Here is a 14990-nt window from a genome sequence, read left to right as displayed (position 1 = left end):
TATTTTTATTTCTTAATCACCCAACATAACTGCTTAATTAAACCATATTTCAATTTGAAATTTGAGTTTCACTATAAAAAAACCAGCATAGACGCTGGTTTTTTTGTAATCGCTACAACAATTAAGTCTTTTGATCCGAAAAAAGCCTTAGTTTCCTTCTTTCACGAAGAGATAACCCTTGCTGCGGACAGTCTTGATACGTTTGGGGTTTTCAGGATCATCGCCAATTTTCGGACGAATACGTGAAATACGCACATCAATCGAACGATCTTGGCCATCATATTCGATACCGCGCAAGCGCTCAAAAATATCCTCACGAGATAAGATGCGGCCTGCGTTGGACGCCAATAACCATAGCAAATCATACTCTGCACTTGTAAAGTCAACCAGTTCATCACTAAGATGCACTGAGCGACCACCATTATCAATTACCAATTCACCGAACTGTAATCGTTGCGGCACGTCTTCTGATGGCGCATTTTCTGAGCGTCGTAATAATGCGCGAATACGTGCAAGCAATACACGCGGCTGAGCTGGCTTGGCGACATAGTCATCAGCACCCATTTCCAGACCCAGTACTTGGTCCATGTCTTCAGTACGTGCTGTCAGCATCAAAATAGGATTCTGATAATGTGGGCGAACTTCGCGGCAGACTGTCAACCCGTCACTGCCAGGAAGCATGACATCGAGTACCACCATATCAGGCTGTTCATTAACGATGCGGCGAATAGCACGGTTACCATCTGTTTCAATTGCCACTTCTAAACCATTTTTGACCAAATAATCTTGAGTCAAAACAGCCAGACGCTCGTCATCTTCGACAATTAAAATTCGCGGGGTGTTGTCTTCTTCAGTCGTTGTCATTGTTATATCCTCTAATACATCTTCTAATTTAAAAGTAAGAGCGGTAAAATTAATAGCACCCTAAAGTGGCACAATCGATGTTCGTAAAGCTATTACAAATCTGCAGTTACAAACTTAGTAATACAGTATACTACTAAAAGTGCAGCTGCCTATACTATAGCTGATGGTCGTTAACAAAACCTATAAACTACACCCGAGATTATTTTAGTTTGCATCTTAAGAATACCCTTTATCTCAAAAATAACGATATAAACTTTATGATTTTGGCCCAAATAAAGCAAATGCTGTGACAAATCTTGATACGAAAATACGATATTTGACGCAGTTTGATCGATCTACAGATATTTTAAGCCGATTTACACGACCCTACTCACCTTAACAGCACCATCTCAAAGACAGTAAATATTGTTTATTAACACCTTTTAGACCGTTGGATAAGTCTTTAGTAGAAAAATTGATAATATTTCATGAGCACAAAAAAAACAGCCCTTTAAGGACTGTTTTTTTAATATGAGCAATATTGAATCGGATACATGATTCAGAGTCACACCTAAAAGATTAAGCGCGGTTCTTGTATTTACGAATAGTCTGTAACTGTGCAACTGACTCAGCCATTGATGCTAACGCTGCGTTAGTTTCTACAGTATCAGACTGATTAACTAGCATTTGCTCAGCTTTTTTGCGCGCTTCAATGATTTTACTTTCATCGAGGTTGCCCGCACGTGTAGCTGTATCAGCCAATACAGTAACCATTTTCGGCTGTATCTCTAAGACACCGCCTGAAACATATATAACTTCTTCTTCACCATTTGGTGTTTGCACCCGCATCGCACCCGGTTTCAACAAAGTAATAAGCGGTGTGTGACCTGGCAATACACCAATCTCGCCTTCGGCACCCGTAGCTATTAACATGCTAATTTCGCCTGAATACAACTCTTCACGAGCACTTACGACGCGACATTGTAACGTTGCCATACTAAACTCCTTACAATCAAAACTACGATGCGTTATCTACTAGCAAATAGACTGGCTACAGCCTACTTGCTCTTTAGCAAATGCTAGCAACTTACGCTGCAGTAGATTTCATTTTCTCTGCTTTGGCGACTACTTCATCGATGCCACCAGCCATATAGAATGCTTGTTCTGGTAAGTCATCGTATTCACCATCGATGATTGCTTTGAAGCTAGCGATGGTATCGCGTAGTGGTACATATTTACCAGGTGCACCGGTAAAGACTTCAGCAACGTGGAATGGCTGAGATAAGAAACGCTGGATTTTACGAGCGCGATAAACAACCAGTTTATCTTCTTCTGATAGCTCATCCATACCCAAAATGGCGATAATATCTTTCAGTTCTTTATAGCGCTGTAGAACTTCCTGAGCACCACGAGCAACATTATAGTGCTCTTCACCGATGATTTGCGGATCTAGCTGGCGTGAAGTTGAATCAAGAGGATCAACTGCAGGGTAGATACCTTGTGAAGCGATGTCACGGTTAAGTACGACTGTCGCGTCCAAGTGAGCAAACGTTGTTGCAGGTGAAGGATCCGTCAAATCATCCGCAGGTACATAGACTGCTTGGACTGAAGTAATAGAACCAGACTGAGTCGATGTAATACGCTCTTGAAGCAGACCCATCTCTTCAGCTAGTGTTGGTTGATAACCAACTGCTGATGGCATACGACCAAGCAGGGCTGACACTTCAGTACCAGCAAGGGTGTAACGATAGATGTTATCAACGAATAAAAGTACGTCACGACCTTTGCCTGTAGCAGGATCTTTCGTATCACGGAAATACTCGGCCATCGTTAGACCAGATAGCGCAACACGCAAACGGTTACCTGGTGGCTCATTCATCTGACCATATACCATTGCAACTTTAGAATCACTAAAGTTTTCGGTGTTAACAACGCCAGCTTCTTGCATCTCGTGATAGAAATCATTACCTTCACGAGTACGCTCACCTACACCAGCAAACACTGATAAACCTTCGTGTTTAAGTGCGATGTTGTTGATTAGCTCCATCATGTTGACGGTTTTACCAACACCAGCACCACCGAACAAACCAACTTTACCACCTTTTGCAAATGGGCAAAGTAAGTCGATAACTTTAATACCAGTTTCTAATAGTTCAGTACTATTAGACTGGTCTGCGTAGCTTGGTGCTTCACGGTGGATAGACCATTTCTCATCAGCCTCTACAGGACCTTCTTCATCGATAGGACGACCAAGAACATCCATGATGCGACCCAACGTTCCTGTTCCTACTGGAACAGAAATCGCTGCACCAGTGTTCGTCACTGGTAAGTTACGCTTTAGGCCTTCAGTTGAACCCATAGCAATAGTACGAACGATACCATCACCTAGCTGTTGTTGAACCTCTAGGGTGGTTTCGGTACCGTCAACTTTTAAGGCATCAAAAATTTGAGGAACTTCATTACGGTCAAACTCAACGTCAAGAACCGCGCCAATAATCTGTACAATACGACCGCTACTCATTGCGTTCTCCTTGGACTTCTATATATAGGTGTAGTCAATTATGAAACAGCAGCAGCACCGCCAACGATTTCCGAGATTTCTCGGGTAATCGCCGCTTGACGCAGCTTGTTATAAACCAACTGTAAATCGTTAATAAGGTCACCAGCATTATCTGTTGCCGCTTTCATCGCAACCATACGTGAAGACTGTTCAGAAGCAATGTTTTCCATTACCGCTTGATAAACAATCGATTCAATATAGCGACCAAGCAATTCATCAATCAAAGTCTTGATATCCGGCTCATAGATATAATCCCAGCTAAGTTCTGTACGAATACCGCTGTCATCATTTTCCAATGAACCTTCTGGAAGAGGAACTAACTGGTTGACGGTCGGCTTCTGAGTCATGGCGTTGATAAACTGGTTATAAACCACGTAAATACGGTCTATATTGCCGTTGCTATAATCTTCAAGCATAGCTTGAACTGGCGCATTTAGCTGCTCAAACGTTGGTTTATCGCCATAATCAGTCACAGCAGATGTGACGTTGCCACCAAAGTTTTTGAAAAAACTGACACCTTTAGCGCCAATGACTGCAAACTCAGTTTGTACAGACTGGTTCTGATAATCTTGGATACTTTTCGTTAAAGCTTTGAATAAATTAATATTCAAACCACCCGCTAGGCCACGATCAGAGGTAATGACGATATAGCCTACCTTATTGACCGGACGCGACACCATGTACGGATGTTTATACTCTGGTGATGCATGCACCAAATGCGATACAACCCGGCGCATACTATCAGCATACGGGCGACCCACTTCCATGCGCTCTTGTGCACGGCGCATTTTACTAGCGGCTACCATTTGCATAGCACGAGTAATCTTCTGGGTGCTTTTAATACTGGTGACTTTGGCACGTATCTCTTTTAAGCTTGCCATAATGATTCCAATATAAGAGGGTTAAAAAGCATTAGCGCATGCAGTTATTCAGCTAAAATAGCAAAATTCTATAAACAATCGTTATAGGCTCTGCAAGACGCAACCTGATACCAGCTATAGCTAGACAAGTGACATAATTGGCTGCTCAGAAAACAGTTCAACTACTATCGATAACTACGCCGGCTTAACCCGTTAAATTAATAACTGTGATTTTGTTTAAAGGTCTCAACAGCTGACTTTAAACGACCTGCGATATCATCGTTGTAGTTCGCAGTGTCATCAATCTCACGCATCAATTCACCTTGCTCATCATGCATGTAGCGTAAGTAAGACTCTTCAAAGGCACCAATCTTTTCAACTGGTACGTCAGATAAGAAACCTTCGTTTGAAGCATAAATAACAGCAGCCTGTTCAGAAATAGACATAGGCGCGTACTGCTTTTGCTTCATCAGTTCGGTGACACGTTCACCATGGTCGAGCTGCTCGCGAGTCGCGTCATCAAGATCCGAGGCAAACTGAGCAAATGCTGCCAATTCACGGTACTGAGCCAATGCGGTACGGATACCACCAGAAAGCTTCTTGATGATTTTTGTTTGAGCAGAACCACCAACACGTGAAACTGAAATACCAGCGTTAACCGCAGGACGAATACCTGAGTTAAATAAGCTTGATTCTAAGAAAATCTGACCATCGGTAATTGAAATAACGTTGGTCGGTACGAATGCTGATACGTCACCAGCCTGAGTTTCAATAATTGGCAATGCAGTTAGAGATCCTGTCTTACCTGTTACTTCACCATTCGTGAACTTTTCTACATAATCAGAGTTTACACGTGATGCACGCTCTAGTAGACGTGAATGGAGATAGAATACGTCACCTGGATAAGCTTCACGACCTGGTGGACGACGTAATAGTAGTGAAATCTGACGATATGCAACGGCTTGCTTTGACAGATCATCGAAGATGATCAATGCGTCTTCACCGCGGTCACGGAAGTACTCACCCATCGTACAACCTGAGTACGGAGCGATATACTGTAATGCTGCTGGCTCAGATGCTGAAGCAACAACGACTGTGGTGTATTCTAATGCACCTGTTTGCTCAAGCTTACGTACAACGTTTGCAATGGTAGAACGTTTCTGACCGACTGCTACGTATACACACTTAATGCCTGATGCTTTCTGAGCAATGATCGCATCGATAGCCATAGCGGTTTTACCCGTCTGACGGTCACCAATGATAAGCTCACGCTGACCACGGCCGATTGGAATCATTGTATCAACGGCTTTATAGCCTGTCATTACTGGCTGGTCTACTGATTGACGGTCGATAACGCCTGGAGCGATCTTTTCGACCTTGTCCGTCATTTTGGCATCAATAGGACCTTTGCCGTCAATAGGGTTACCCAAGGCGTCAACAACACGGCCTAGCAGCTCAGGACCAACTGGCACTTCTAGAATACGACCAGTACAATAAGCTTTTTGACCCTCTTGCAGCTGTAGGTAGTCACCAAGGATTACCGCGCCGACAGAATCACGCTCTAAGTTAAGCGCCATTCCATAAACTTCGCCTTCAAACTCAATCATTTCGCCGTACATGGCATCTTCAAGACCATGAATCTGCACGATACCGTCAGATACTTTGACAATCGTGCCTTCATTCTTTGCAGTTGCACCCGCATCAAGGTCTTGAATACGCTGCTTAATCAGATTACTGATTTCCGCTGGATTCAATTGTTGCATTGCCTTGTTTCCTTTAATTTATGATAACTCGCCACTGACTTAAATGCTCTTACGCTCACGCAGTTCTATATAGCTACGTTGATGAGTGGCATTAGGCAGTTAGCTGTGTTTTTAACTGTTGTAACTTTCCACGCATCGAATCATCAATGACTTTGTCACCAACTTTGATTGTGGCACCTGCCAATAGACTTGCATCGACTGATTCATGAATAACCACACTAGCATTAAGCGATGCGGCAAGACTTTTTTGAATCGTTTCACGCTGAGTGTCAGATAGTGGATAGGCAGAAGTTACATATGCGTCAAGCTGCTTTAAGCTTATTGCCTTGTGATGGCGATAATGCTCATAAACTTCAGGAAGCAGTGCTAGACGCTCTTGCTGCGACAACTGCTTAATAAAATTCTTGAGCGCTGGTGACACTTTAGGATAGCTCATGCTATCACCGTAGCGAGAACCTTTGCTCTCGCCTAGTAGCTGTTTAAAAGCAGAATCGCTATCACCAGCCACTTGTGAGTCATAAAGTTCAACCAAAGCAGCTGACTTATGCTCAGCCGTAATGGCTGGATTTTCTAGCCAAGTACTAAACGACTTGTCATCGACTATTTTGCCAGCGATGAACAAGAAGTTTTCCCACTCAGTTACCACTCCGTTTTCATTGGCATAGTCAAACGCAGCTTTAGCGTAGGGTCGTGCTAAGGTTGATAAGTCAGCCATTATATCCTCACTATTACAGCTTCGCCGCTAGTTGGTCTAGCATACTCTGATGTTTTTGCGCATCGACTTTTTCTTGCAAAATCTTCTCTGCACCAAGTACCGCAAGGTCAGCAACTTGCACACGTAACGAGTCACGAGCTTGGTTGATTTCTTGGTCGATAGATGCTTGCGCTTGTTGGCGAATGCGTTCAGCTTCCGCTTGTGCTTGCGCTTTTGCATCTTCGACGAGCTGGTTGGCGCTTTTGTTGGCTTGCTCGATTAAAGAAGCAGCTTTAGTCTTTGCAAGATCAAGCTCTTGTTGAGCGCTTTGCTCCGCGGTCGCTAGATCTGCTTTTGCTTTCTCTGCGGCATTCATACCTTCAGAGATTTTGCGCTGACGCTCTGTGATGGCACCGATAAGTGGTGGCCACACGAATTTCATGCAAAAAATCACAAATATTGCAAAAGCAATAGCTTGACCGACGATGGTAAAATTGATATTCACGTGATCACCTCTTTGTTAATGAAAAATCAGCTTCATTGATCATGTTTGGCAGTCAGGTTTTGACTATAGTTGATAGAAAGTCTCTGAGCACCAAACACTTACAACTGAGTTTTCGGATTAACCTGCTAGAGGGTTAGCAAACAACAATAGCATAGCAATACCAACACCAATCATCGGTACAGCATCAAGTAGACCTGCCACGATGAACATACGGGTTTGCAACTGTGAACCAAGCTCTGGTTGACGTGCAACACTTTCTAGGAATTTGCCACCTAAAAGAGCAAAGCCAATACCTGTAGCAAGAGCGCCTGCGCCGATAAGCAATGCAACTGCAATAACTGTAGAACTACCTAATACTGGATCCATTGATGTATCCTCTTTACCTATTTATTGATGAAGTGTCTAATTAATGTTCAGTTGATGAAGCTAATGATAAGTATATTATCGTCAACATCATAAAGATGAACGCTTGAAGTGTAATAACTAAAATATGGAAGATTGCCCATGGCACTGACAGTGCCCATTGAATCCAAAATGGCATTAAGGCAATCAAAATAAATACCAATTCACCTGCATACATGTTACCAAATAGTCGCAAGCCAAGTGATATTGGTTTCGCAATTAGCGTAACAACTTCTAGTATAAAGTTAACTGGAATTAAAACGATTTTTAAAATTGGGTTCTTGGCACTAAAAGGGTGTAACGTTAATTCTGCGACGAAACCACCAAACCCTTTTTCTTTAATACTGTAGCCGATGATCAACAGGAATACCGAAAAGGCCATGCCTAGTGTGATATTAGGATCAGTTGTTGGAACAATTTTAAAGAAAACATGATGCGGGTCGTGACCCATTGCTGCACCGATTTGGCCTGCAAGTCCTGGTATGAAGTCGACGGGTATTAAATCCATCAAGTTCATCAAGAAGATCCAGACAAAAATAGTCAACGACAACGGCGCGATCAGTTTGGATGTACCACTATAAGATTCACGAACGTTGTTATCAACAAACTCAACGATCAACTCAACCGCTGCCTGAGTCTTGCTCGGTACGTCAGCCGTAACTTTTTTTGCAATCATCCAAAAGAAGGCGCAAAATAAAATACCTAGACCAATTGACCATAGCATAGAATCAACATGGATCGCACTGAATCCCATCTGTGATGCTTCTTCAGCAGTATAGGCAACTTTCCAGCCTTCGCCTGGCAAATAGCCATACGTCCAATTCGTTAAGTGGTGAGAGATATATTCTGATGATGTTTGCTCGGATGCCATAATGTAAGCTTCTTATTAATCAACGATTTAATCAACTACCAAAAATATGGTTGTCATCTGATGAGATCTTAGTATTTCTCTTTAATCTGCCAACAAGCAAATTACTGAGTGTTGCTAAAATACTCATGTACCCAATAACATCCAACCCATAGCTCTATTATTGATACGAATTTCGATAGCGTGAATTTTCGCTATCAAAAAAGGGCTTATGATAATTCAGTAATAGCCCTTTTATGTATACGTAAAAACTTTATATACGTGTTTGCTCACTGCTATATCTGTTGCGATTGACGCTCAGTCCAGTGTTGTGCTAGTGGGCAAAATATGTTGACGTCTATATTAATGCAGCGTTGTATTCGTGTAAAGTCAATTGTGACTTTTTTATTAGATATATAAGTAAGTTAGCTAATAGTAACTTTTTATTAAAGCAACGTTGAAATCGTCACTAAATTACAGACAGTTCAATGGCACATGAGAACAAACGATAAAATCATTTCATCTTATCATCGTCGTTTCACATGCTATATTTACTTCGAACTTTTATATCTTTATCGTCACTTGCACTGTCGTAAGACAGTTTTTTCATTTTGACTTTTAGAACTAGTCATAGAGAAGTTAGACGGCAGGGTGGCTCGCGTCGTATTATTTAGCATATAACTACACAAATAGTCATATAAAACACTAGCGTATGTGCCACAACATCCAACTGTGACTAATTTGCATTACCATAAAACCGATAAACAGCGCAGGCGCAGATAGGGGTTGTACGGTAATAAAAATTAGTGCGAAACCTAAAGCGGTCAATAGCCACTTGGCCACTTGACCCCGGTATAACTGGTTAACAATATGCTTGCGTGCGCGATATCCAGTATACCAAAAGATAAATCCAGCAAATACAGCTTGAGTAAGATAACTCAATAAAGCGCCAGTTGCGGCACTTTTGGCTACAGTTAATTCACCCTGCCACCAGACAATATCAATGACGCAAGCGATTACGATAATAAAGAGTAGCAACCATGCTTGACGTTTGACATAAATGCCAATCTTATCTTTTTGCGTGCGTTTAGCAGGCTTGGTCATGGTCTTCCTATAGACTTACAGTATTGGAATAATGTAGCAAAGTTGCGACAAGCATATCCGTAAACGGCCCATTCTACAGGTTTTACCTTTCAACCAATTTCAAACGCCACTTATTATAGAGAGCATACTACTATATAGCAAGCGTAATATGAAATTTGTCTACCATTTAGTAAATACATGACTCAAGCCTTACAGCTCTAAGCTTTGCGACGTTATTTCGGTGCCATGATAACATTTATTTAATAAATATCTATTCCGTTTACGCCTAAATTTATGACTCTTCACCACCGATACAGCTATTAATCTGTTGCGCCATCTTTGTCCATCCTTCTACAAAGTCTTGGCTATCACTCATGTCTTCTATCTGGGCAGTGGTGCTGACTGGCTGTAACTTAGCAAGTAGACCTTTGGCTACAGGACCTTGATTGACTAGGCACATTTGCTCAGTAGGTCGATTTTCATTCATCCAGCGTAACTGACTGGCTTTTGGAGAAAGATGGTGATCTGTACTTAAAGTGCCCGTCAACTTTATTTGTGCTGCGCGTTCGATGTATTGATAGGCATCATGATATGCCCAGTATGGACGCTCGGTCTGTCCATTTTGCTGTTGTATCGCTGCGACTGCGTTGTCCATACGCTCAGCAAATTTTTTGACATTTTCGTGATAGATGCTTTCGTGCTCTGGATTGGCTCGACTATGTATCACTGCTAATGCTCGAGTAATGCCTTTTGCATTTTCTGGATCTAGCCAAATATGCGGATCAAACGTGCCCTCAATCGGTGCGCCTTTCACGTCCCGAAGCGGATAACGGTTGAACGCATCGAAATCAAAGACAGCAATGGCATTGGGTGCTTTCTTCAAACTGCCATTCAGGCTGTTTTCTAAAGACGGACCAAACCAAACCACGTACTTGCTATCTCTAATAGCTTTCATATCACTTGGGCTAACACTTCCATGATGCCCTACATCGCCTGCTTGTAAGATTTTATTGGCAGAAGGTGTCCCATCTGTCACCGCTTGGCTCAATAAATACATAGGATGATTGCTCACACTGACCGTTGCTGCTTGAGCACTGAGTGTCAGAGAGCCTAGCACTACGCTAGAAATGAGCAGATGTTTGACCTTTATGACTGGGCGTAGCAGGTTATTAAAGACTGGGTTCATAATAGTAGGTATCTTTGATGAGTGATTGATAGGATAAGTAATTGCTCGAAATATGAGTGATAGTTGTTAGACACCATATTCGATGAAGCTATAATAGGCAGCTGAACACCGCTTATCCGCCTTTTACTTTATTATGTTATAATATAACAATAAAAAGCATAATAACAAGCCATTTTATATTTGGGAGTCTGCACGATGTCTACTCATTCATCAGTTTGTGAGCACTTGCATGATGCGCAAGTTTTTACGCCACGTGACGTTGCAGAACGACTGGCAGCGGCAAGAGAACAATGTCGCTTAAATGACAAACGCTTTACCGCTTTACGTCAGCAGATATACCAGCTGATACTAGAGGCTAACCAACCTATCGGGGCTTATGACTTAATCGCTCAATTACAGAAAATGCGGCAATCAGATAATAGCGATAGTGATGAGCAAAGAGCACCTGTCTCAAAACAGAAAGCGCCAAAAAATGTTGCGCCACCGACGGTGTATCGTAGCTTGGAGTTTTTATTGAGCGAAGGTTTGATTCATCAACTAACTTCTATCAATGCGTATGTTCCATGTTGTCACCCAAGAGCACAGCACACGGCAGCATTTCTAATCTGCGGTCAATGCCAACGCGTACAAGAATGTAGCAGCTTGCCTGTAGAGGAGATGATGAACTTTGCTGAGACGGATGCTGGTTTCGTCGTTGAGCATAGTGTTATTGAACTTCGGGGGCGCTGCCAAGCTTGCCAATAATATATCGATGGTTGCATTTTTCCTTATTAACACCGTATTAGTACCGTTTTTTGTCGACTATTAATGGTACTCTCTTAATCGTGATTTTATTTCTCTACTCATCCATTAGTTGTTATATTATGAGCCTGTCTACCTTATCGTCGAATCAATCGGTTGCCCCTATTGCTGAAAGCAGTGCTGCAAACGATACCAGTCAGTTGTTGAGCTTGAGCAATATCAGCTACCATATTGGGCCCCAACGACTTCTCTCACATATCGATATCGACATTGATGTCAATGAGACCATCAGTCTTGTCGGACCTAATGGTGCTGGAAAATCAACCTTAGTAAAACTCATTTTGGGTTTGATTGAGCCCACCAAAGGCAGCGTCACAGCTCATCAACCACTACAACTTGGTTATATGCCGCAACGTTTTACGGTGCCCCCTATCCTGCCATTACGAGTAAGCGATCTATTAGGTCATGCAAATAAAAACCGTTTGACGCCAGATCAACGGCAGTTTGTATTTGATAAGCTGTCATTGACGGACTTGTTTTCACGGCAAATGCTGCACCTGTCAGGTGGCGAAACACAGCGAGTGTTATTGGCTCGGGCATTGCTAGATAAGCCAAATCTATTGATTTTGGATGAGCCAATGCAAGGACTTGATCCTGATACTGAGATTTGGCTATACCAGTTTATTGACGAGCTGCCTGATTTTTTACGCTGTGCCATGCTGGTGATTTCACATGACTTACATTGGGTAATGAGAGGTAGTCGACGGGTTATTTGCCTTAATAAGCATATTTGCTGCGAAGGACAGCCCAGTGAACTGGCTATCAGTAGCGAGTTCAAAAAGCTATTTGGTCATTATTACGAACAGCCATATGTGCATCAACCACATGCTTGCCAACACCATGCGCCAAACGAGCTCGAACTATAGCTATTAAAACAACATAGGTGAGAGCTGTCTTGATTAGCGTTTTTGACACTGAACAATATAGCTTTACACGCTCATCAGACTTATACGGATATTTATTATGACCGCTTGGTTATCCATTATCGCGCCTGCTTGGATTGCTGGCAGTATTTTAGCGCTACTATCAGCACCTTTGGGGTGTTTGGTATTGTGGCGACGCATGGCATTTTTTGCTGACGCCTTAGCACACGGTACTCTCTTGGGAGTCGCTCTCGCCGTATGGTGGCAGTTGCCAATGGGTATCGGTATTGTCCTCATTAGTGCCATCGTGGTGTTGGGACTAGTCCTGATCGATGATGAACGGTTGCCAGCAGACGCGGTTCTGGCGGTCGTTGCTGTGTCGTTGCTATGTTTGGGTTTATTGACCTTAACTCAGCTGACTGATCAGCAAGCAAACGTACTCGGGTTTTTATTTGGTAATTTATTGGAGCTTGACTGGGCAGACTTGCCACTACTTGCCGCTAGCGTATTGGTGGGTTTAGGGTTACTCGCTTATATATGGCCCGCACAAATAAAGTTGGCCACTCATGAAGCATTGGCACGTATTCAAGGCATCAACCCAGCGCGCCAGCGACTATTTTTCATGGGCGTTTTGGCAGGGTTTTGTGCGATTGCACTACAGGCTGTCGGCAGCTTATTAATCAGTGGCCTGTTGGTATTGCCAGCCTTAACAGCACGATTATGGGCGACATCGCCAAAAACAATGGTCATTATGTCTTTAATAATTGCTCAGCTTGGTGTGACCTTGGGCGTTTGGGGTAGCATTTGGTTGGATATCCAGACAGGGCTTTCTATCGTATTGATATTGGCTATTTTATTCTTTGCCGCGCTTGTCTTATCAAAGTTGATCACTGCAAAATTTTGGTCAGCCCGCGATTAGGATGTTGTTTTATTATAAAAACAGTAATGAAAATAAGATGACCAGTGGTCAAACTAAGAGGATAGCGCAGATAGTATCGAGATATTACCTAGCTATTTGACGTTTTTTGGTGATGGTCATCCATTCCCAGCCCATTTAAATTGCTATCAACTGCAGACACATCCGAACTGCTCACAAACCAAATTTACGTTTTTTATCACCTTATTCAACTTTATTTGATCAGTAACGACTAGAGCTTTCATCCACTTCATGATATAAACCATTCTTATATCATTAGTATCGTGATGAATCAGAGTCTGCTCGTGATTGCGACTAAAAATATGGTGTTGCAACTACCACCATTTAGTGGTGTACATGATCGAAAGATAAGAGAAAGTGGTGGTGTGTCAAAAAGTATGCTGATTAAAACTTGAACAATTTTTGAAGCCTTGAAAGCCCTATAGAATCAGAGAACTTAGCATAGATTTCTTATTGACTTCTATCGCCAGCATACTTTTTAGAACACCACCGAGAAAGTTAAAAAATGAAGTGTAGTGAAAACAATCAATAGTGACTCATTTGCTTTACTTGTAATAGATTTTAACCTTGCTATTAATAAACGTTGCAACAAAATATTGTCACATAGGTACGATAGCTTTAACGCTGGTCACTGTTTTTAGCCAATGAGGAGCTGGTCGAATGCCAAGCTATCCTGTCAGCAAAATCAACACGCCTGATGCGCAAGTCAACATTTTACAAATCACTGATTTGCATTTATCAACGCCTATCGACTTCATGACTGCTAGTGAAAACATGAATAGTAACGAGCCCACTAGCTGTCAGCATAGTTTTGAGAAAGCACTCCAACAAGCGCTGGATAAAGATATACGCTGTGACTTAATTCTTGTGACTGGTGACTTGGTCAATCAGATTCAGCCCGCTATTTATAACCACATCTTTGAAGTACTAGAAGCAACTGACATCCCTTTTGCTTGTATCGCTGGTAATCACGACGTAACTGACGATGTCGATGGCCACTTACCCTTTGAGCAACGAAAACTGATTGGACGTCCTGCAGATGCTCGTTTATTGAACCAACATGTCATCGAAACTGACCACTGGCAGTTGCTGTTATTGGACTCATCCGTTACTGGCAAGGTAGCCGGTGAAATAGCACCTGCTGATATCGACTGGTTACTTGATAGACTTACCACTTGCGACAAACCTGCATTGGTCGCCCTACACCATCACGTCTTACCAGTAGATTCAGCTTGGATTGACAGCCATATGGTAGAAAATAGCACAGATTTTTGGCAATGTGTGGCAGGGTTTGAACACTTAAAAGTCGTCACCAGTGGCCATGTGCATCAAGAGCAAACGCAGCAGCATCGAGGCGTTTCTGTTTATAGCACACCATCTACCTGCTATCAGTTTATGCCCAACGAAGATGGCTTTGCATACGATAAAGACGCCGCACCTGGTTATCGTTGGTTGCAATTAGCCAACAATGGAAAGGTTGCAAGCTGGATTGAAAGACTGGATACTTGATTGCCAAAATTCCCGGTATGTTTTTTAGTAAGAACTTTTATATATCAATGATTTAATTAGCATAAATTGATACAACAGTAGATAATATGAAAAGTATCGTTGCTATTATGATGAAAAATCACTTCATTATTACTGTA

Annotated in this window: 15 protein-coding genes; 4 read left to right on the top strand and 11 right to left on the bottom strand. The window is 42.3% G+C overall.

Annotation, left to right across the window (positions count from 1 at the left end; all coding sequences use genetic code 11):
• Positions 1-147 precede the first annotated feature (147 nt).
• From L0J61_RS03355 to L0J61_RS03305, 11 genes are all read right to left on the bottom strand, one after another.
• Positions 148-864 (bottom strand): winged helix-turn-helix domain-containing protein, encoded by a 717-nt coding sequence (locus L0J61_RS03355; RefSeq protein ID WP_301464904.1) that lies wholly within the window; start codon positions 862-864, stop codon positions 148-150.
• Between the two features lie 558 nt (positions 865-1422).
• Positions 1423-1839, bottom strand: a complete 417-nt coding sequence (locus L0J61_RS03350; RefSeq protein WP_301464903.1) for a F0F1 ATP synthase subunit epsilon — start codon at positions 1837-1839, stop codon at positions 1423-1425.
• A 91-nt stretch (positions 1840-1930) separates the two neighbouring features.
• The gene (gene atpD, locus L0J61_RS03345) at positions 1931-3364 is read right to left on the bottom strand and encodes a F0F1 ATP synthase subunit beta (RefSeq protein WP_301464902.1); all 1434 of its coding nucleotides are present in this window, start codon (positions 3362-3364) and stop codon (positions 1931-1933) included.
• Positions 3365-3402: 38 nt separating this feature from the next.
• Positions 3403-4284 (bottom strand): F0F1 ATP synthase subunit gamma, encoded by an 882-nt coding sequence (atpG, locus tag L0J61_RS03340; protein ID WP_301464901.1) that lies wholly within the window; start codon positions 4282-4284, stop codon positions 3403-3405.
• Positions 4285-4481: 197 nt separating this feature from the next.
• Entirely contained in the window at positions 4482-6026 is a 1545-nt protein-coding gene (atpA, locus tag L0J61_RS03335; RefSeq protein ID WP_301464900.1) for a F0F1 ATP synthase subunit alpha, read from the bottom strand.
• Between the two features lie 91 nt (positions 6027-6117).
• Positions 6118-6741, bottom strand: a complete 624-nt coding sequence (locus L0J61_RS03330) for a F0F1 ATP synthase subunit delta (RefSeq protein ID WP_301464899.1) — start codon at positions 6739-6741, stop codon at positions 6118-6120.
• A 13-nt stretch (positions 6742-6754) separates the two neighbouring features.
• Positions 6755-7225 carry a F0F1 ATP synthase subunit B gene (locus L0J61_RS03325; protein WP_301464898.1) on the bottom strand — a complete coding sequence of 157 codons (471 nt, stop codon included), beginning with the start codon at positions 7223-7225 and terminating at the stop codon, positions 6755-6757.
• Between the two features lie 117 nt (positions 7226-7342).
• Positions 7343-7591 (bottom strand): F0F1 ATP synthase subunit C, encoded by a 249-nt coding sequence (gene atpE, locus L0J61_RS03320; RefSeq protein WP_301464897.1) that lies wholly within the window; start codon positions 7589-7591, stop codon positions 7343-7345.
• A 40-nt stretch (positions 7592-7631) separates the two neighbouring features.
• The gene (gene atpB / locus L0J61_RS03315; protein ID WP_301464896.1) at positions 7632-8498 is read right to left on the bottom strand and encodes a F0F1 ATP synthase subunit A; all 867 of its coding nucleotides are present in this window, start codon (positions 8496-8498) and stop codon (positions 7632-7634) included.
• Positions 8499-9179: 681 nt separating this feature from the next.
• Positions 9180-9578: an ATP synthase subunit I gene (locus L0J61_RS03310; RefSeq protein WP_301464895.1), complete on the bottom strand. Its 399-nt coding sequence runs from the start codon at positions 9576-9578 to the stop codon at positions 9180-9182.
• A 271-nt stretch (positions 9579-9849) separates the two neighbouring features.
• Positions 9850-10743 (bottom strand): zinc ABC transporter substrate-binding protein, encoded by an 894-nt coding sequence (locus tag L0J61_RS03305; protein ID WP_301464894.1) that lies wholly within the window; start codon positions 10741-10743, stop codon positions 9850-9852.
• Positions 10744-10938: 195 nt separating this feature from the next.
• Between L0J61_RS03305 and L0J61_RS03300 the strand changes: the two genes are divergently transcribed.
• The 4 genes from L0J61_RS03300 to L0J61_RS03285 all read left to right on the top strand — a co-directional run bounded on the left by L0J61_RS03300 (position 10939) and on the right by L0J61_RS03285 (position 14853).
• Entirely contained in the window at positions 10939-11487 is a 549-nt protein-coding gene (locus tag L0J61_RS03300; protein ID WP_301464893.1) for a Fur family transcriptional regulator, read from the top strand.
• A gap of 119 nt (positions 11488-11606) precedes the next feature.
• Positions 11607-12410, top strand: a complete 804-nt coding sequence (locus L0J61_RS03295; RefSeq protein ID WP_301464892.1) for a metal ABC transporter ATP-binding protein — start codon at positions 11607-11609, stop codon at positions 12408-12410.
• A 97-nt stretch (positions 12411-12507) separates the two neighbouring features.
• The gene (locus tag L0J61_RS03290; RefSeq protein ID WP_301464891.1) at positions 12508-13326 is read left to right on the top strand and encodes a metal ABC transporter permease; all 819 of its coding nucleotides are present in this window, start codon (positions 12508-12510) and stop codon (positions 13324-13326) included.
• 678 nt (positions 13327-14004) lie between these two features.
• Positions 14005-14853 (top strand): metallophosphoesterase, encoded by an 849-nt coding sequence (locus L0J61_RS03285; RefSeq protein ID WP_301464890.1) that lies wholly within the window; start codon positions 14005-14007, stop codon positions 14851-14853.
• The last annotated feature ends 137 nt before the right edge of the window (positions 14854-14990 follow it).

Origin of the sequence: Psychrobacter sp., from assembly GCF_030457785.1 — a bacterium.
Classification (GTDB): Bacteria; Pseudomonadota; Gammaproteobacteria; order Pseudomonadales; family Moraxellaceae; genus Psychrobacter.
Note: the sequence above shows the minus strand (reverse complement) of the source record. Positions and strands in the feature narration are given on the sequence as shown.